Source organism: Desulfofundulus thermobenzoicus, assembly GCF_009428905.1.
Classification (GTDB): Bacteria; Bacillota; Desulfotomaculia; order Desulfotomaculales; family Desulfovirgulaceae; genus Desulfofundulus_A; species Desulfofundulus_A thermobenzoicus.
Genome location: NZ_WHYR01000047.1, coordinates 1 through 18217, shown reverse-complemented (window position 1 = coordinate 18217; position 18217 = coordinate 1). Strand labels below are relative to the sequence as shown.

Below are 18217 nucleotides of genomic sequence, written 5' to 3'. Positions count from 1 at the left end.
GCAATGCGTTTTTTCACCTGCTTTTGTTTTCGACGGCTGTAAGTTGCAAAAGATGCCCCAGTGAATTCAGGGAATGATAGTCGGTTAAATCCAGCTGGATGGGTGTAATGGAAATGAAATTGTTTTTAATGGCCTGCACATCGGTATCGTCGTTATTTTCTTCCACATCCAGGGGCTCCCCTGCCATCCAGTAATAAATCCGCCCCCGTGGGTCGGTACGTTTGTGAAAGATGTTGACGTATCGCCGGTGACCCAGGCGGGTGATCCTTGTACCCCGGGGTTTGGCGGCCGGGACGTTGATATTTAGCAAAACACCCCGGGGAAGCCCCTGTTCCAGTATCCGGGTTACCATTTGCCGGGCCACTGCCGCCGCGGTGGAAAAGTCGTGGTGGCCGTAACTGGTCAGGGATACCGCCAGGGCGGGACAGCCGTTGATTACCCCTTCTATGGCTGCGGAAACTGTTCCGGAGTAAAGAACGTCGGTCCCCAGGTTGGCCCCCTGATTGATTCCCGCCACCACCAGTGTGGGTGGTCCGGGGAGTAGATCTTCCACTGCCAGTTTGACGCAGTCGGCGGGTGTGCCGTCCACAGCCCATGCCTTTGCCTTCAGGTCCGGCAGACTTACCGGTTCCAGGCGCAGGGGCCGGTGAACGGTAATACCGTGGCCGGTGGCGCTCCGTTCCCGGTCCGGCGCCACCACGTATACTTCGTCCAGATCCTGCAGGCATTGGACCAGTGCTTTCAGGCCCGGAGCATGGATACCATCATCGTTGCTGATCAATATGGTCATGGAAAACCTCCGCTTAAATCTCATAAATGGAAATGTTCATAGTACCCTTTTCCGCATCTTTAGTTAACCCGAACATAAGCCTTTTGTGCTTGAGGCTTTTGTTTAAAAAGTCAACTACTTTATACATATCCTGATAGGGTGTAAAACTTTTCGTGGCAATTAACTCCAGTTTTCCTTCCTGTTTCCCGTCGCTTTGTTTCATGGTCAAACCTCCGTTAACCTTAGCCGTTGATCAGGGATAGCGCCTCCGCTCTGGTCACTTCACTTCTCTGGAAGGAGCCCCTGACTGCCGATGTTACTGTTTTAGAACCCGGTTTGCGGATGCCCCGCAGGGTCATGCACATATGTTCGGCCTCTATGACCACCAGGACACCCTGGGGATTCAGGCGGCGCATGATACTATCGGCAATCTGAGTGGTTAAACGCTCCTGCAACTGGGGACGTTTGGCATATCCTTCCACCACCCGGGCCAGCTTGGACAGGCCGGTGACCCTCCCCCGCCGGGGAATATAGGCCACGTGGGCCTTGCCAAAGAACGGTAAAAGGTGGTGTTCGCACATGGAGTAGATGGGGATATCCTTTACCAGAATCATTTCTTCATGATCTTCGCTAAATATTTTTTCCAGGTGTATCTCCGGATCTTCCCACAGGCCGCAGAATATTTCTTTATACATTCTGGCCACCCGGACCGGTGTTTCCCGTAATCCTTCCCTGTCCGGATCTTCCCCGATGGCCTCCAGGATCATCCTCACTGCCTTTTCAATCTTTTCAGTATCAATCATGCCTCTCCCTCCACATATTACAGCTGACCCAGAAATTTATGCGTCTGGGGAATGATTCTGACGTCTTTTAATCTCTGCAAAGCCCGTTCCTGGAGGGCCAGTAATTTTTCCGGAGTGATGCCTGGTTGCCCTTCCGGCAGGGTTACCGGTTGGATTACCAGGGGAATATCGGCAGTATTCCGGATGATACTTATGGCCTCGTCCAGTTCTCCGGGTGGCACATGTTCGTTTACCACCATTTTGACAAAGATATTTTTTTTCCTGGCCAGGCGGATGAATTCGCGATGCTCCGGCCAGCAGGGGGCCATGCGGGTCACCGCTGGCAGTTTGATGTCCATGGCAATGGTGTCCACCAGTGTTAACACCCGGGACAGCATCTCCGGCAGGGTGCCGTTGGTTTCCAGGTAGATTCCCTGCCGGGAACCACCGATCAGGGGGATCAGGGCCAGGAGAAAGTCCGTATGGAGTAATGGTTCCCCGCCCGTCAAACTGATGGAGTGGTGCAGGGCCGGGTTCAGTTCCTGTACCCGCCGGGCCACCTCCCGGGGGGTCAATGGATTGGGCAGGTATTGAAAATCACGGCTGCCGGGCTTTTTTTCCCAACGGCAGCAATCCGGTATTTCCCGGGGTGTATCACAGTAATGGCAGTGCAGGTTGCAACCGGCGAAACGCAGGAAAATCTGACGGCAGCCCACCAGGGGTCCCTCACCCTGGATGGAAGAAAATATTTCCACCAGGGGTGCCTGCCGGTCACCCACCTAACCCACCCCCCGTACTTTGCAGCGGGCCCGGTGGATGGAAGCCGTTTCCGCGGCATAGGCCTGGCCAATCTCCCGGGCCAGGGCGGGAACCCTTTCGGCGGCATATCCCAGTTCAACCAGTCCCGTTGCCGGGATAGGGGTATCTTTGGCGGTGACATTCAATGCCGTATGGATCATGGTGGATATGGGAGTGGCGGTGGCAATGGAAATGGACAGCTTTCGTTGATGATGATATAAATCGTCCCCCGAGCGCTTGAGGGTAATGCCCTTCTCCTCCAGTATTTCCTTTATAATAACCACCAGGAGCCTTTGTCTGGTCACCGTTTTCTCCAGATCCCCATCAAAATGTTCGACAATGAAGTGGAGCATATCTTCGCCGTAAATGGGCGACCGGGCCAGCACATCCTCCACATCCACCATGTGGTTGAAATCCAGCCGGCAGGGCCCCCGGAAACTGACAATGCTATCTCCTAAAAGGCCGAAGGTCCGGTAAGCCCACAGGGATGATAATTGTGTGCCGTCGTAAATAATGGTATCCGGGACAAAATGAACATGCATTAAAACCCTACTCCTTCCCGGTCGGCGGCGGCCATGGCCCTGGCCAGGCGCCGGCAGCTTTCGCATCGGCCACACATGGTCTCACCACCATAATAACAACTCCAGATTAAATGCCAGGGAACGCCCAGGCGCCGACCCAGAGCTACAATTTCCGTTTTGTTCAGTCTGGCGGTATAACTGACCACCCGTACGCCGCTGGCGGTGGAAAAGGCCAGGGATTGATTGATGGCCTGGATAAACCTTAGACTGTTGTCAGGAAAAGTGGCCGCTTCTTCCCGGTTGAAACCGGTAACCACCAGATCACAGCCCAGAGCTTCGGCAAAACAGGCCGCAATATTGATAAACAGCCCGTTGCGGTTGGGCACCCATACTCTGGCAGCGGTGCCGGCCGCTTTTTCTAAATCGTCCAGGTCCTCCGGACGGGGTTCCGGTACGACCCGACCGGTATTAACCAGGGCGGTGTCGGTGATCCCGGCCAGGAAGGGCAATTTGATTACCCGGTGCTTCAAGTGATAATGGGCGGCCAGGGTTGCGGCGGCGGCAATTTCCCTTTGGGCCGCCCGCTGGCCGTAATGCATGGTCAGGCAAAGCTCCACCTTTCCTTCTTGCAGTGCCTGGGCCATTGACACGGTGGAGTCCAGGCCGCCGGAAAGCAGTACAATGCTTTTCACTGTGTTCTACTCCTCCCGGTAACTGGCACAGGCATCCGGGGATTCCCATACCCGTACCTCGTTCAAGGTCAGCGCCGGGTGTAGACGGGCCTTAAGCTGGCGGAAAAGGTAACTGGCCAGATTTTCGGCAGTGGGATTGTGATCGGGTGTATTGAAAGGGGGCAGCTCGTTTAAATAGCTGTGATCCAGTTCCCCAATCAGCCGGGCAACCATCTCTTTGAGGTCACGGAAATCCACCAGCATACCGTTGGCGTCCAGTTGCTCCCCCTGGACGGAAACCTCTACCGTCCAGGTGTGGCCGTGCAAACGGGAACATTGTCCCCGGTAATTGATCAGGCGGTGGGCTGCGGCAAAACGTTTAATTACGGTTAAGCGATACATTCCCTCAGAATCCTCCGGTAAATAGTAGTATACCTCAGCCACCTGAATTTTAACTTATTCGCCGCCTCTCCCCAACGTCCTTCTTTTTTGACGAAATAAAAACAAAAAAGGGGGCCTCCTTTTTCCCCTTACCCTCCGTTTCTTTCGGTTTTAGATTATTTTTTACCGGTTGCTATATTAAACCGAGTCCCCGGCGGTAGCATTTCACTGCTTCGGTGATACGGCCCATTTCATTGAACAGGTTGCCCAAAAGGCCCCAGGCTTCCACACAATCCGGTTGTCTGGACAGCAATTCCTGGCAAAGGAGGGCAGCTTCCTGGTGCCTTTTCAATTTTTGCAGGCAGGCAGCCTTATTGAGCAGGCAGGTGCGGTTCCCGGTTTCCAGGGTCAGTGCCTGTTCATATAATTGCAGGGCTTCTTCATGTCGGCCCAGTTCATCCAGGCAGAGGGCGTAGTTGTTATATGTGGTGGCATCAGTGGTACTGCAACGCAGGGCATTTTCATAACAGGAAATGGCCCTGGTATACATCCGGATCTGCTGGTAACAGGAACCGAGATTGGTCAATATGGAAACGTCCCCCGGGCACATTTCCCGGGCCAGTTCGTAACAGGTGATGGCCTCTTCAAAACGCTCCAGGTGGTAAAGGCTGAATCCTTTATTATTCATCACCTCGACTGTATTTAATCCACCCGCCTGGGCCCTTTCATAATACTCCAGCGCTTCTTTGTGACGGCCCATCTTGCTTGCCGCCAGTCCCATATTGAAAAAGAGCTCCGGGGTGGAGCCCCGGCAGATCTGGACCTGCTTGAACAGGGCCAGTGCCTGTTCCGGACGGCCCATTTCCAATAGCTGCACCCCGATTTCGTCAAGGGGCGGGCTGCCGTTACAGGGTTGGACCAGATCGCCTAATTTCCCTTTCAGGCCCCTTTTCGAGCCGGCGTTATGCTCAACAGGTGGAGAGGTTATTTCCACGCCATAGATTCCATTTTTCTGAATCAACCTGGAGGCGTGAAAGGCCTGGCGATTGGTGCGGTTTAACCAGTACAGGAGGCTGGTTTTCCCCTGTTCTCCGGCTGCTTTTTTCCAGTGTAAAACCGCCCGATCCAGCCGGCCCCTTTTCAGGCAGAGTCTGGTGGCCGCCAGGTGGAGTGCCGGTCGCCTGGGCTCCAGCCGCACCGCCCGGTCGATCCAGCGTAGAGCCTGTTCTTCGGCTCCCAGGGCTTCTAAAATGCGTGCCCCTGCCTGCCACAGGCCGGCCGCGATGGTCATCTTGCTTACCATGGGCAACGGGTTCCACATGCCGGTTCACTCCTTTTCCACGATCTGCCTGTGCTGACTTTTCTGCATTGTCCGGCCCATTTCCTGCTCCTGGCAGGGATTTTATTCCATCAAATAGTGCTTTGTTACGACACCGGTCCGGGGTTTAAACTACAGGTTTCGTAAAAATAACCCCGGCGGTGCAATGATACGGCCAGGTAAAATTGTTTATAGAAAATAATAAAGAAACCGCCGGAGCGGTTTCTCTGCCCTGATTGTGTGCTGCAAAAATTTTAAGGGTAAATGGATAATGTCGAAAATAAGATGATCTTGGTACTACAGCGTAAATTCATCCTCTGATCTTTAGCAATTATCCGTATCTCAGGGGCATCAGCTTCTTTTTTTGATGAGATTGGTGGTTGACAAATCTGGGTGTCTTATAAGTCACATCTTTAAGTTGCGCTGTAGTATTAGCTTTGGTACCTTTTATTGCCCTGGCACGATGGGGACGATTCTGCCAGGCAGGTGTTGTCAAACCACGGTATATCCCGCCTTTTCCACCGCCCGGGCCAGTTCTTCCCGGGTAACTCCGGGTCCATGAGTTACCCGCGCACTTTTTTTATCCAAATTTACATCCACTTCTTGAACTTCCGGTATTTCCTTCAGAGCCTTTTCCACTGCCATCCGGCAGTGGTTGCAGGACATCCCTTCCACACGGAGAATGGTTTCCGGCATGGTATCCTTACCTCCTGTCATTTTTCACCTTTATTCCGCCTCTGGTGGCACCGGCCGGAAGCCCGGGATGGTCCCCGTTACCGGCACTCCCGCCAGGGTGCTACAGAAATAACGGCGATTTTAAGGTATTATTCTCCTTTCGCCGGGGATTTCCTTTAGTATACCCCGGCCCGGCGCTGGTTACTTTTATATCAGGATCCGGCGTCCCCGACATGAAAAGAAGGGAAAGGGGTGAAAAACCAAATGGGAGACAGGAAAAGAAAAGAAAACTTTGACCGGGGCGATGCCTTTGTCTTTGAAGCCACGGGCTCGGCCACCATGGTCAATCTGGACGGTCAATGGGAACATGATTTTACGGACGATACCACTCCCCCGGGCACAAGGATGGAAAAAAAGACGGAAAACCCGGACAGAAAAGATTCCCGGTAAGTGATGAAGGCGAGTTCCCTTAAGGGAATTCGCCTTCGCGCTACCCACAGATGATTATTATCCATGGAGGCTTACCTCGCCGATATCGTATCCGTCCTTGATTTTAATCTTCCGCTGAACTGCCGCAGGCGAAACTCCGCCCCCAGACCGGTAGCAATTTGCCGGCATTGTTCCACGTTTACCCCTGGCCATTGCACCACGGAAAGTATCACTCGTGGAATTTCTTCTTCCACAGCCAGACGGGCAAAATCCAGCACGGCCCTGTAGGCCGCCGCACCCCTTGACGGCCGGCAGATCCGGATATACTGCTCCGCCGACTGGGCGTTCAGACTGATATTTATGGTGTCCACCGTACCTTTTAATTCTGGTATAACATTCCGCCCATGGATCAGATTGGCCTGGCCGTTGGTATTGATGCGGATAATGCCCCCCCTTTTTTTGATTTCACTCGCCGCCTCCTTCACCAGATCCACCCGCATCAGCGGTTCCCCGTAACCACAAAAAACCACTTCCCGGTAACGGGTGGGGTCTTTAACGGCGTTGATTACTTCATCCAGGGAAGGTTCGTGAGCCAGCCAGAGATCATATCCCACTCCATCAGCGGTATTACGAATACAAAAAAGACAGTTGTTGGTACAGCGGTTGGTTATGTTCAGGTACAGGTTATACCCCAGTTGATAAGCGACTATCTGCTCTGCCATTTTCTTCTTCACCTGGCCATTTTCAGTCATATTACCCATGGTTATCCACATAAATTTTTATTAAAACCGGAGGTGAGCCATATGGCGGTGCTCAATCAGAAAACAGGCGGCTCCTTTAGCCTGTGGGCAGTGGTATGGGGTACCTTTACTGGACTGGTGATTTCCCTTCTGGGCAGTGTAATCATTGGCGCCGGTTATTATTTTACCGGCCTATCCGAATCAACCATGCCCTGGCTGGCGGCAGGCCTGCTGTTTATCAGCGTGCTCACCGGCGCCTGGACGGCCGCCTGCCGGGCCGGGAGCATGGGGTTGCTGCACGGTCTGGGGGTGGCGGTGCTCCTTTTCCTGCTCTCCTGGTTGTTTACGGCCACTGTAATACCCGCACCGGTGGTGCCGGTATCCATGGCCCAGAAACTGGTCCTTACGCTGGTGGCCGGCGCCCTGGGTGGTGTTCTGGGGGTGGGGTCCAACGGTTAAGGACCGCCGCTTGCCGCGTACTATTTGTTCCCCTGCGGCAGGCCGGAACCGGGAAACGGTTGGGACACCACAGGTATTATAACGCATTTCGACTATAATGACCATCCCATGTCGTGGAATGGGCGCGGTAATCACGGAACTGCAGGTGAAAAAAAGACACCGGTCCCTGACGGGCGGTGTCTTTTTCATCCCTAAAATTCCGGGGGCAGATTTTTCAGCTGGCTCAAGTAAAAAACCGGTCCGTCCAGGCAGACATATTTACTGCCGATATTGCACCGGCCGCACTTGCCGATGCCGCATTTCATCTTCATTTCCAGGGTGGTGATCACCTGGTCGTCGGTATAACCCATTTTTTCCAGGGCTTGCAGCACGAATTTAATCATAATGGGCGGCCCGCAGGTAATGGCGTATTTATTTTCCGGAGTTGGGTTGATTTCCTCCAGGTAGGCCGGCACAAAGCCCACATGGCCGTCCCAGCCCAGTTCGGCCCGGTCAATGGTGGTGTAAACGGTAGTACCGGGAGCCTGGGGCCAGCGCTCCAGGATGTCGTATTTAAAACAAAGATCGTCCATGGAGCGGGCGCCGTAGATGATTTCCACCCGTCCGTAATCTCCCCTGTTTTCTTCGGCCAGCACAAAATCAATGAGTGCCCTTAAGGGAGCCAGGCCGATGCCACCGCCGATGAAGAGCAGGTCCTTCCCCTTCATCACTTCGTAGGGGAAGTGATTGCCGTAGGGGCCGCGGATGCCCACCTTGCAACCCACATCCAGCTGGTGCAGGGCGCCGGTTAAAAGGCCCACCTTTTTCACGCTGAACTCCAGCAACCCCCGCCGGGTGGGCGAAGAGGTAATGGAAATGGTGGCCTCCCCCACGCCGAAGATGGAAATCTGGGCCACCTGGCCGGGCTTTTGTTTGAAATTTTCCATTACCGCCGGATCATCGAAAACCATTTGAAAGGATTTCACATCCGGGGTTTCATCGATAATTTTGGTGATGGTGGCCGGATAGGGCCTTAAGGGGTTTTGACAGCTGCAGTTACTCATGTCTGGCCACCTCCTGCAGATCCGCAATCACTTGCCGGATGTCAATATTCACCGGACATTTGGTCACACACCGGCCGCAGCCCACACAGCCATCCAGGTTATAACGGTCCCGGTGGTATTTCAACTTGTGCAGGAAACGGTTCCGCACCCGTTCCTTGCGGGTGGGCCGGGGGTTGTGACCGCCGGCCATGCGGGTAAAGTGGCTGAACATGCAGGAATCCCAGCAGCGGGAGCGGGCTCCCGTATTGTCGCCTCTGGCCTGGTCAAAAATGTCAAAGCAGTGGCAGGTGGGGCAAACATAGGTACAGATGCCGCAGCCCAGACAGCGGCGGGCCAGCTCCTCCCAGTAGGGCAGCTCAAAATGCCCGTTCAGGAATTCCTTTATCCCGGTGGTATCCACCCGGCGGCTGAATTGTCCGGCTACCCGGCGCCCCAGCTCTTCCCGGGCTGTGGTCACCTGGTTTTCCCCGGCCGGAGTGAACAGGTCGGCGTAACGGACCAACAGCTCTTCGCCCCGGGCAGTCAGCACTTCTACACCGTAGCCGCTGTCCATGGCCGTCAGCAGAATATCGGCCCCCTGTCCGTCCGCCGGTCCGCCCCCCATGGCGGTGCAGAAGCAATGGGGTCCGGCCGTGGTACAGCTCAAAGCCACCAGGATGGTATTTTCCCGCCGGCTCTGGTAATAGCAGTCCTGGTAAGGGCCGTTAAAAACCGGATCCAGGGCCAGAATTCCCTTCACATCACAGGGGCGGACGCCGAAAAGAACTGCCGGACCCGTGGTTGCCGGCTCCTTGAGCTGGATTTCCCCTCCGGCGGTATTAAAGAAAAACATCTTTTCAGTCTGGGGAAAAATCCACCCTTTGGGCGATACCGTGCTGTTGGCGTAGTCCAGGGCTACGGATGCCGCACCGGGCACTGGTTTAAACAGGGTAACTGTTTCTTCCTCGGCCACCGGTGCAACAAGTGTATAGTCCCTGGCCAGGCTGTCCAGCCATGTGAACAGTTTTTCCCGTGTAATGGTGTATTCCTTCATCAGACGCCCCCCTTACATGAACTCGTCGGGATCGGCAGGGCTGAAGGCGCCCAGGACCGGTAGTTCTTCCAGAATGGTACCCGGGGTGGGGACGTGGAACAGGTCCTTGATGTCCTTTAAGATTTTCCGGTTTAGCAGTCTTAAAGGTATATCCACCGGACAAACCCGGTCACACTCGCCGCAGTCCACGCAACGGCCCGCCACGTGGAAGGCGCGGATCAGGTGGAAAGCCGTATTTTCCGAAAGGTTGTTGGCTTTGGCCACCCAGCAGGGCTCGGCCTGGTCGAAAATACACTCCCGGCAGGTGCAGGCCGGGCAGACGTTCCGGCAGGCGTAACAGCGCAGACAGCGGCTGAACTGCCTGTCCCAGAAAGCGCTTTTCCCGGCTACGGGCAGTTCCTCCAGGGCCTTCACTGCCTTGAAAGGGTCCGCCGGCGCCTCATCCGCTATTCCTTCCCCCAGCATGATGTCGGCCAGCACCGGGGTGTGATTTTCACATTCCCGGCATTTGGCCAGCAGGCTTTCTTCCCGGTTTAGATTTACGGTTCCCCGGTCCGTTTCCAGATGGAAGGCCTGCCCGTCCTCCCCGGCAGATACAATGCGGGCGGCGGGATCCAGTTGAGTGGCTGCCGCGGCGGGGTTAACCAGCCCGGAACAGGGTATGCCCAGTACCACCACCTGTTCCCGCTGGATTTGCTGGTCCTGGAGCAGGCGTACCACGGCCCGGGAGTCACAGCCCTTGACCACTACCGCCACCTTGCCCGGGTGGTTACGGTAATCGGTTAGATATTTGGCCAGGTTGTTTACGCACAGGGGGTTCCACACCAGCCGGCTGGCTTCTTCCGGTTTGCTGATAAAAAGGGGTATTACCCGGCCGGCTTCACTGCCCGGCCCGTAGCCGATGACCAGGTTTACCTGGCCGCTTTCCAGCAATTGTTGTGCCGTTGTCCGGAGCCTTTCCTGTATGGCTTTCATTTCATCCCTCATTCCCCATTCACCCCGGGCCACTCAACTGTCAATGGTTCTTCTTTCATTTTGGTATTGGGTCCCAGGGCCTTGATTTTCTCTGTAATGTCCTTTACCGTTGCGGCAAATTTGGCGCCTTCGGAACCGCTGATCCAGCGGGCCTGAAAACGTCCCGGCTCAAACCCCACAAACTCCAGCAGGCGTTTGAACACCAGGTAGCGCCTGCGGGTATGGTAATTGCCACTAACATAGTGGCAGTCGCCGGGGTGTCACCCGCTGACCAGGACACCGTCGGCTCCCCTTTGAAAGGCCCGCAGGATAAACTCCGGCTTTACCCGCCCGGAGCAGGGTACCCGGATTACCCGTATGGTTGATGGATAGTCCAGGCGGCTTACACCGGCCAGGTCGGCACCGGCGTAACTGCACCAGTTGCAGCAAAAACCAATTATTTTAGGCTCCCATTCTTTCTGTTCATTTACAGACACAGGGCATCCACCTCCGCCAACACCTGATCGTTGGTAAAGCCTTTTACATTAATGGCTCCGGCCCGGCAGGCCGCCGTGCAGGCGCCGCATCCCTGGCACAAGCCGGTATTTACAGCAGCCACGGTCCTCTCCAGAGTCTTTCCGGCCACCCGCTCGCTGATGGTTTTAGGCTCAATGGCCCGGTAGGGACAGACGTTTTTACACTCCAGGCAGCCGGAACAAATGCCTTCATCCACCCGGGCAATCAGGGGATCCACGGCCATTTCACTTTTGGAGAACAGGGCGCATACCTTGGCGGCGGCGGCGCTGGCCTGGGCCACCGTGTCGGGAATGTCCTTGGGTCCCTGGCAGGTGCCGGCCAGGAATACACCGGCGGTGTTGGTTTCCACCGGACGCAGTTTTGGGTGGGCCTCCATGAAGAACCCGTTCTCATCGGCAGAGAAGCCCACAATACGGGCCAGTTCGGCCGAACCGTGGCTGGGGATCATGGCCGTGGCCAGGACCACCAGGTCGGCCACCACTTCCACCGGGCGGCCCAGGAGGGTATCCACGCCCTGGACCACCAGCCGGTCACCTTCCGGGTAGATTTTGGAAACCCGGCCCCGGATATACTGGGCTCCTTCATGTACCGTGCGCAGGTAGAATTCTTCATAGGCCTTGCCGGGGGTGCGCACGTCCATGTAAAAGACATAGGCTTTTGATCCCGGAATCTTTTCCAGTACCTGGTGGGCATGTTTGGCCGTATACATGCAGCAGGCCCGGGAACAGTATTCCTTGCCCTTGGCCGCATCCCGGGAACCTACACATTTGATGAAAACTACGTTTTGGGGTTCCTTACCGTCTGAGGGCCTTAAAATCTTGCCCCCCGTAGGGCCGGAGGCGTTGTTTAACCTTTCAAACTGCAGGCCGGTAATCACATCGGGATACAGGCCATAGCCGTATTCCCCGTAGGCCTGTGTCCAGTCGAAGAGGTCGAAACCGGTGGCGAGAATAATGGCGCCCACCTTTTCCGTGATTATTTCGTCCTGTTGTGCGTAATCGATGGCACCGGCCGGGCATACCTTCTGGCATACACCGCACTTGCCTTTGGTAAACTGGCGGCAGTGTTCCCGGTCGATCACCGGCTTGTTGGGTACGGCCTGGGGAAAGCTGACGTAAATGGCCTTTCTTTTGCCCAGACCCAGGTTGTACTCACTGGTTACTTTAGTGGGGCATTTCTCCCAGCAGGTGCCGCAGCCGGTGCACTTGCTGTGGTCCACCGAGCGGGCCTTCTGCCGGATGGTAATATCAAAGTTGCCGATATATCCCTCCACCTTTTCCACTTCGGCATAGGTAAAGAGCTTAATGTTGGGGTGCTGCGCCGCAGCAACCATCTTGGGCGTGCTGATTCAGGCCGAGCAGTCCAGGGTGGGGAAAGTTTTGTCCAGCATGGCCATCTTGCCGCCGATGGTGGGTTCCCTTTCCACCAGCACCACCTGGTAACCGGCATCGGCAATATCCAGGGCCGTCTGCAGGCCGGCAATCCCCCCGCCAATGACCAGCGCCCGCTTGGTCACCGGAATGGTGGATTCAAATAGGGGTTCCAGCTTGCTCACCTTGGCTACAGCCCGGCGGATTAAATCTATGGCCTTGGCGGTGGCTTTCTCCGGTTCCCCTTTGTGCACCCAGGCGCACTGCTCCCGGATGTTGGCCATTTCCAGCAGGTAAGGGTTTAAACCGGCCCGGGCCAGGGTTTTGCGGAAGGTGGCTTCGTGCAGGCGGGGCGAGCAGGAGGCCACCACCACCCGGTCCAGCCGGTGTTCTTTTACGGCTTGAATGATGGTTTCCTGACCCGGTTCGGAACACATATATTTATAATCGGTGGCATAGACCACCCGGGGGAAAGTGGAGACTTCTTTCACCACCCGGGGCACGTCCACCACTGCGCCGATGTTCGAACCGCACCAGCAGACAAAAACGCCAATACGTTGCATGCCGATCGCTCCTTATCCCTAATTCTGATGTATTCCAGCTAGCCAACCAGTTTCAATACCTGTGCTGTATCCATAAAATGGGTGTTGAGGCTCAAATCCCGGGAATCCAACCCCATGGCCACTCCCAGAAGCTGGGTGAAGTAAAAGACGGGCAAATGAAAATCAGTACCCAGGGTTTGGTTTACCTTCCCCTGACGCATGTCCAGGTTGAAGTGGCACAGGGGGCAGGCGCAAACCAGGCAATTGGCGCCGGCCAGGGACGCTGCCTTTAAAATGCGAAAAACCATGGGGATGGCCACTTCTTCATTGCTTACGGCCAAAGAGGCGCCGCAGCATTCGGTTTTATGGGACCAGTGCACGGTTTGGGCGCCGATGGCGGCCATGATTTTTTCAATTATTTGAGGATTTTCCGGATCATCCACCTGGACGGAACGGGGCCGGACTAAAAGACAGCCGTAGTAGGCGGCAATTTTCAGTTCCGTTAAGGGGCGGACCACCCGGGTGGCGATCTGTTCCAGGCCCACGGAGGTAATAACCTCCAGAATAGATCTCACCTTAATGGTGGCATTAAATGGCCTTCCGGTAATCTGGTTTACTTCCTCCCGTAGTTCCTGATTTCCAGTCAGTTCGTGGCAGGCCAGGGCCAGGCGGTGATAGCAGGCCGCACAGGGGGCGGTCACATTCAGACCGGTGCTTTCAGCCAGGGCCAGGTTCCGGGCGGCCAGGGACAGGGCCAGCAGCTGGCTGGTGCTATGCCCCGGGCTGGCCCCACAACAGCTCCAGTCGGGGACCTCAACATACTCAATACCCAGGTGCCTGCTGACCGCCCGGGTGGACAGATCAAATTCCCTGGCGCTGGAATCAAGGCTGCATCCGGGATAATAGGCAAACTTCAGCATTATTTATCAACCCTCTCTTTCCGTCCGGTTCACATTATCGAAAATACGGTGGATTTCCTCCATACCCCGGGGCCTGTGGACAGTCAATTTTAATTTCCCTTTTCTAAACATGGTTAAGCCTGTTTCTAAATCCTTAAAAGGCTGTCCACTTTTCAGGTTAAAAAGGGCCATGGTGGCAAACTCAAAAAGCCGGCCGTATCTTCTAATGGAGCCCAGGAAGTTGTTATTAAAAAGGGCCACGTTCCGCCCGCGGCCGGGGGCGCTTATACCCTTGCGCCGGGCCATGATCCGCAACGTGTCCATTACGGCGGCCACGTCAATGTTGCGCGGGCAACGGGCGGTACAGGTAACACAGGAGGCGCAGAGCCAGATGCTCTGACATTTGAGCACCTCGTCCCTCAGACCCAGTTGCACCAGGCGCATAATCTGGTGGGGCATAAAATCATAGGCAAAAGCCACCGGACAACCGGCCGAGCACTTGCCGCACTGGTAACAATTCTCAACCGGCTGGCCGCTTTCCGCACGCACCTGTCGGGTGAATGCACTTCTCTGTTCCTCATTTTCACTGAGCCTGATTGCTTCCATGCGAGCCACCTCTTCCGTTCGGGGGTTTTAAGCCTGTTTCGAATATGATGGATTTCTTTTTCGCTAACATAATTTATGCTTTAAAAAGTTTTAACACTTTTTAAGGTAGACTTGTTCGACGCTAAAATGGGAAATCCTTTTTTCCGGATAAAAAATATTTATTTTAAAAAAGCAAAAGTTCCCGGAAAGGGAACTTTATGTTAACAAAGGACAGGGACAGGCCTCAGGGCCGGTCCCCGTTCCTTATTTCCATACTTTCAGTAACAGATTTCTCAAGAACGACGGCAGGCGCACGAAGTAAACGCGCAAAGTCGGTCACCCCTTTATTTTATTGCTCCTTAATATAATATGAAGTGGCGGCCCAAATGTGACGTTTTCCCAAAATATTTTACTGCTGAAGAGTCTTTATATCATGTTATTTCGAAACATGACGGGATTCCTTATTGAACCACCGGGCTATCTGGCGGGTAATCAGGTGCATGTCGCCGCGGATGTGACTTTTTAAGGGCAGGGAATTGAGAAACTGGCGGCCGTATTTTTTGGTCAGCAGGCGGCCGTCCAGGACCACCACCACTCCCCGGTCCTGTTCCGTGCGGATGAGGCGGCCGAAGCCCTGTTTAAAACGGATAATGGCCTGGGGCAGGCTGAAGTGGCGAAAGCCATCCTTGCCCTGACGGGCCAGTTCTTCCAGGCGGGCTTCGATCACCGGAACGCCCGGTGACCAGAAGGGCAGTTTGACCATCACCACACAACTTAAGGCCGGTCCCGGGATATCCACTCCCTCCCAGAAACTGGAGGCGCCGAATAATATGGCCCTGGTGGTGGTGCGGAACTCTTCCACCAGATTCCATCGGCTGCCATCCAGGTTGTGTCCCAGGAGCAGGATGTCCCTTTCTTCACAAACCGGTTTTAAACGGTTGTAGGTTTCCTGCAACATCTGATGGGAGGTAAACAAAACCAGCATTCTGCCGCCGGTTATTTCGGCCAGATCCAGCAGGCTGATGGCCAGGGCCTCGGAATAGATGGCACCGGAGCCTTCCCCGGGCAAGGGCAGGTTGCGGACCACGCAAAGCAGCGACTGGGACTCATAGGAAAAGGGAGAATCAACCTGCATGGTCATCACCTGGCCGGCAGGCAACAGGTTCAGGCCGGCCCTTTCCATGAAATGATCAAAGGATTCTTCCACTGAAAGGGTGGCTGACGTAAAGATGATCGCTTTTTTGTCTTTATACAGGTGTTCATAAAGCACCGTATTGACCTGAACCGGTGCCGCTCTCAAAATTACGGCGGCGTTTTCTTTCCCCCGCTCCACTTCCACCCAGTAAACGTGGTTGTCCAGCTCCCCCTTCATAATGCAATCCAATTCTCCCGCCACTTTGCGCCCCGTGGACAGGACCTGGGAAAGATCCCGGGCGTGGCCGGCCCAGATTTCCTCTTCCGACCAGTCATCCAGCAGGCTGTTAATCTTCTCCAGGCCGGATAACAACTCCTGGATGTACAATCTTAAATTACTGTATTCCCCCTGCAGATCATTTGTGAGGTCACTTTTCGAACCCGGCCGGAGTCGCAGTTGATAACGGGGGGCATTGCCTTCCCCTTTCTTTTCGCAATGGGAAATAACCAGTTGCTGCAGCGTATTAAAAAAAAGTTCCACCCCTTTTCCGGCCCTTTGCCGTCCCTCCTGTACCTGTTGTAGCAGGGCCGGCCATGCAGGACTGTTTTCGCCGGAAGGCACATCGGAAAGACGCCCCAGCAGGCGGTTTAAGGCATTCAGCCAGCGGGAGAGCCCGGACCGGGAGACGGATAATCCCAGTTGTTCGGTGGCTGCATCCTCCAGGTGATGGGCTTCGTCAATGATCAGGCAGCCATAGGCCGGGAGGACCCGGTTTTCGGCCCGAATATCGGATAAAAGCAGGGAGTGGTTAACCACCACCAGGTTGGCGGCTTCGGCCAGTCGCCGCGACCGGGTGACGTAGCATTCCCGGGAAAACCAGCGACAGCCGGTACCCTGGCACGCTTCACCGTCGGCGCAAAGGGAAAGCCATAGTTCCTGTTCATCCCTGGTCAGGTTTAATTCATTTTTATCTCCCGTGGCGGTTTCCCGGGCCCAGACCAGGATGCGCCCGTAAAAGGCCGCTTCCCGGGCCGTCCAGTCCTGTACGGTCAAGCTATGCAGCCATCGCCTGAGGCATAAATAATTCTGCCTTCCCTTCACCAGGGCCGCCCGGAAGGGCCAGCCCAGGGCTTTTTTAACCATGGGGATGTCCTTTTGCCAGAGTTGTTCCTGCAGGTTAATGGTATGGGTGGATACAACGGCCCGCTGTCCGGTCTTCAGTGACCGTTGCAACGCGGGGATAAGGTAAGCTAGAGACTTGCCCGTACCCGTTCCCGCCTCCAGAAGCAGGTATTTTTCTTCCGCCAGTGCCCCGGCAATGGCTGCCACCATCTTTTTTTGCTGGGGCCGGTATTCATACTTTTCCAGATGGGTGGCCAGGGGTCCGCCGGGTTCCAGCAGGGCACACAACTGTTCCGGGTCCGCGGGGATATTGGGATCCCGGGGCGGTTCAGCTTCTTCCTCCACCCGGGACGGCCGGAAAGGGGCCCTGTCGTTGATACGGGAATGGCGGGACTGCCAGGCCAGTTGGCCCATTTCTTCTGCCCAGGGGGAACCGGCCCGGGTTAGAAAACCGGCCAGATGTAAAAGCAACTTCCCTTCCATTTGCGCCGCCCTGGCCATAAGCCGGCTGTAAAGAGCGGCGGCGGCCCGGGCATCCCATAGGGCCCGGTGACTGCCTTCCATTTCGATTTCCAGGAGGCGGCATAGATCACTCAGCCGGTAACTCCTGGCTCCGGGTAACAGGATGCGGGCCAGTTCCCTGGTATCAAAGAGGGGGTTGTCCAGGGTGCGGCCATGGGCGGCCTGCAAAAAGCCGGCGTCAAAGGAGATGTTGTGTCCCATCAGTGGATGGGGGCCAATGAACCGGATTGCTTCTGGCAGGATCTCCTCCAGGTAGGGAGCGGCACCAAGGGCCGCATCATCAAGACCGGTGAGTCGCCTTATGGTCACTGGAATTTTCCGCCGTGGACGGACCAGGGTGTGCATTTCCCTGGTAACCCGCCCTTCTTCCAGCTGTAACAGGGCGATTTCAATTATTTCGTCCCGGTAGGGGTTTAGACCGGTGGTTTCCAGATCGCAGACGATACATGATTGGGGCACAAACTTCACTCCCGTTTTTTATTTGTTGTGGGGCGGGGCAAAACAACAGTCTCATTCATAACTTTATAGTATCAGATTCAAGGAGGGGTAGGTAGATGGAAAAATCATCTCTGGATCCAAACATGTTACCGGAACCCTGGCGCAGTATGCTGCAGAATATTGATCCGGCCGCCATAGAACAACTGCGGGCCAGCATTGATCCGGCCGCCCTTTTGGGGATGTTGAACGGGGCAATGGATTTTATGCGCCAGTCTTTGAACGAAAAGGATGGCCAGGCGGTAAACGAGCTGCTGGCCAGCCTGATGCAGTTGCTTAACCAGAAAGGGAACTCTTAAAAAAAACGGGCCGCCCGGGGCGGCCTCCTTTGTTTCCGGTCATTATTTCTTCCGTTCTTCCGGTGACGGTGGGCTGAAAGGGAAGGGCCAGGGGAAAGGGGCGGGAGAAAGATGTGGTTTTTTCTCCTCCTCCTCCTC

Annotated in this window: 21 protein-coding genes; 3 read left to right on the top strand and 18 right to left on the bottom strand. The window is 55.3% G+C overall.

Features of this window, described 5'->3' with window-relative positions:
- Nucleotides 1–13: 13 nt before the first annotated feature.
- The 9 genes from surE to GFC01_RS14265 form a co-directional block, all read right to left on the bottom strand.
- Nucleotides 14–790 (bottom strand): 5'/3'-nucleotidase SurE, encoded by a 777-nt coding sequence (gene surE, locus GFC01_RS14305; RefSeq protein ID WP_152947849.1) that lies wholly within the window; start codon nucleotides 788–790, stop codon nucleotides 14–16.
- Nucleotides 791–803: 13 nt separating this feature from the next.
- A complete protein-coding gene (locus tag GFC01_RS14300; protein WP_152947848.1) occupies nucleotides 804–992 on the bottom strand; it encodes a YpmA family protein in 189 nt (62 codons plus the stop codon).
- Between the two features lie 19 nt (nucleotides 993–1011).
- Nucleotides 1012–1572, bottom strand: coding sequence for a GTP cyclohydrolase I FolE (gene folE, locus GFC01_RS14295; protein ID WP_152947847.1), 561 nt, complete (start codon nucleotides 1570–1572; stop codon nucleotides 1012–1014).
- A gap of 17 nt (nucleotides 1573–1589) precedes the next feature.
- Nucleotides 1590–2330 carry a 7-carboxy-7-deazaguanine synthase QueE gene (locus GFC01_RS14290; protein WP_341474008.1) on the bottom strand — a complete coding sequence of 247 codons (741 nt, stop codon included), beginning with the start codon at nucleotides 2328–2330 and terminating at the stop codon, nucleotides 1590–1592.
- Nucleotides 2331–2891: a DUF366 family protein gene (locus tag GFC01_RS14285; protein WP_152947846.1), complete on the bottom strand. Its 561-nt coding sequence runs from the start codon at nucleotides 2889–2891 to the stop codon at nucleotides 2331–2333.
- Nucleotides 2891–3562 carry a 7-cyano-7-deazaguanine synthase QueC gene (queC, locus tag GFC01_RS14280; RefSeq protein WP_341474007.1) on the bottom strand — a complete coding sequence of 224 codons (672 nt, stop codon included), beginning with the start codon at nucleotides 3560–3562 and terminating at the stop codon, nucleotides 2891–2893. The genes GFC01_RS14285 and queC overlap by 1 nt, the downstream gene beginning before the upstream one ends.
- Nucleotides 3563–3568: 6 nt before the next feature.
- A complete protein-coding gene (gene queD, locus GFC01_RS14275; protein ID WP_152947845.1) occupies nucleotides 3569–3943 on the bottom strand; it encodes a 6-carboxytetrahydropterin synthase QueD in 375 nt (124 codons plus the stop codon).
- Between the two features lie 172 nt (nucleotides 3944–4115).
- Entirely contained in the window at nucleotides 4116–5243 is a 1128-nt protein-coding gene (locus GFC01_RS14270; RefSeq protein WP_152947844.1) for a tetratricopeptide repeat protein, read from the bottom strand.
- Between the two features lie 489 nt (nucleotides 5244–5732).
- The gene (locus tag GFC01_RS14265; protein WP_152947843.1) at nucleotides 5733–5936 is read right to left on the bottom strand and encodes a heavy-metal-associated domain-containing protein; all 204 of its coding nucleotides are present in this window, start codon (nucleotides 5934–5936) and stop codon (nucleotides 5733–5735) included.
- Between the two features lie 231 nt (nucleotides 5937–6167).
- Between GFC01_RS14265 and GFC01_RS14260 the strand changes: the two genes are divergently transcribed.
- Nucleotides 6168–6365: a hypothetical protein gene (locus GFC01_RS14260; RefSeq protein ID WP_152947842.1), complete on the top strand. Its 198-nt coding sequence runs from the start codon at nucleotides 6168–6170 to the stop codon at nucleotides 6363–6365.
- Between the two features lie 71 nt (nucleotides 6366–6436).
- On the opposite strand, the gene GFC01_RS14255 is transcribed toward GFC01_RS14260, so the two are convergent.
- Nucleotides 6437–7066, bottom strand: coding sequence for a TatD family nuclease-associated radical SAM protein (locus GFC01_RS14255; RefSeq protein WP_152947841.1), 630 nt, complete (start codon nucleotides 7064–7066; stop codon nucleotides 6437–6439).
- Between the two features lie 81 nt (nucleotides 7067–7147).
- On the opposite strand from GFC01_RS14255, the gene GFC01_RS14250 reads away from it, so the two are divergent.
- The gene (locus GFC01_RS14250) at nucleotides 7148–7543 is read left to right on the top strand and encodes a TIGR04086 family membrane protein (protein ID WP_152947840.1); all 396 of its coding nucleotides are present in this window, start codon (nucleotides 7148–7150) and stop codon (nucleotides 7541–7543) included.
- A 191-nt stretch (nucleotides 7544–7734) separates the two neighbouring features.
- On the opposite strand, the gene GFC01_RS14245 is transcribed toward GFC01_RS14250, so the two are convergent.
- The 8 genes from GFC01_RS14245 to GFC01_RS14210 form a co-directional block, all read right to left on the bottom strand.
- Nucleotides 7735–8586 carry an FAD/NAD(P)-binding protein gene (locus GFC01_RS14245; protein ID WP_152947839.1) on the bottom strand — a complete coding sequence of 284 codons (852 nt, stop codon included), beginning with the start codon at nucleotides 8584–8586 and terminating at the stop codon, nucleotides 7735–7737.
- Entirely contained in the window at nucleotides 8579–9619 is a 1041-nt protein-coding gene (locus GFC01_RS14240; RefSeq protein WP_152947838.1) for a 4Fe-4S dicluster domain-containing protein, read from the bottom strand. Before GFC01_RS14240 ends, GFC01_RS14245 begins: the two co-directional genes overlap by 8 nt.
- A 12-nt stretch (nucleotides 9620–9631) precedes the next feature.
- A complete protein-coding gene (locus GFC01_RS14235; protein ID WP_152947837.1) occupies nucleotides 9632–10594 on the bottom strand; it encodes a Coenzyme F420 hydrogenase/dehydrogenase, beta subunit C-terminal domain in 963 nt (320 codons plus the stop codon).
- Nucleotides 10595–10602: 8 nt separating this feature from the next.
- Nucleotides 10603–11070: a hydrogenase iron-sulfur subunit gene (locus GFC01_RS14230; RefSeq protein ID WP_341474006.1), complete on the bottom strand. Its 468-nt coding sequence runs from the start codon at nucleotides 11068–11070 to the stop codon at nucleotides 10603–10605.
- Nucleotides 11061–13043: a CoB--CoM heterodisulfide reductase iron-sulfur subunit A family protein gene (locus GFC01_RS14225; RefSeq protein ID WP_152947836.1), complete on the bottom strand. Its 1983-nt coding sequence runs from the start codon at nucleotides 13041–13043 to the stop codon at nucleotides 11061–11063. Before GFC01_RS14225 ends, GFC01_RS14230 begins: the two co-directional genes overlap by 10 nt.
- A gap of 38 nt (nucleotides 13044–13081) precedes the next feature.
- Nucleotides 13082–13942: a CoB--CoM heterodisulfide reductase iron-sulfur subunit B family protein gene (locus GFC01_RS14220; RefSeq protein WP_341474005.1), complete on the bottom strand. Its 861-nt coding sequence runs from the start codon at nucleotides 13940–13942 to the stop codon at nucleotides 13082–13084.
- Nucleotides 13943–13948: 6 nt separating this feature from the next.
- Entirely contained in the window at nucleotides 13949–14527 is a 579-nt protein-coding gene (locus GFC01_RS14215; protein WP_152947835.1) for a 4Fe-4S dicluster domain-containing protein, read from the bottom strand.
- A 415-nt stretch (nucleotides 14528–14942) separates the two neighbouring features.
- Nucleotides 14943–17744, bottom strand: a complete 2802-nt coding sequence (locus tag GFC01_RS14210) for a helicase C-terminal domain-containing protein (RefSeq protein ID WP_152947834.1) — start codon at nucleotides 17742–17744, stop codon at nucleotides 14943–14945.
- A gap of 95 nt (nucleotides 17745–17839) precedes the next feature.
- On the opposite strand from GFC01_RS14210, the gene GFC01_RS14205 reads away from it, so the two are divergent.
- Nucleotides 17840–18079: a hypothetical protein gene (locus GFC01_RS14205; RefSeq protein ID WP_152947833.1), complete on the top strand. Its 240-nt coding sequence runs from the start codon at nucleotides 17840–17842 to the stop codon at nucleotides 18077–18079.
- The last annotated feature ends 138 nt before the right edge of the window (nucleotides 18080–18217 follow it).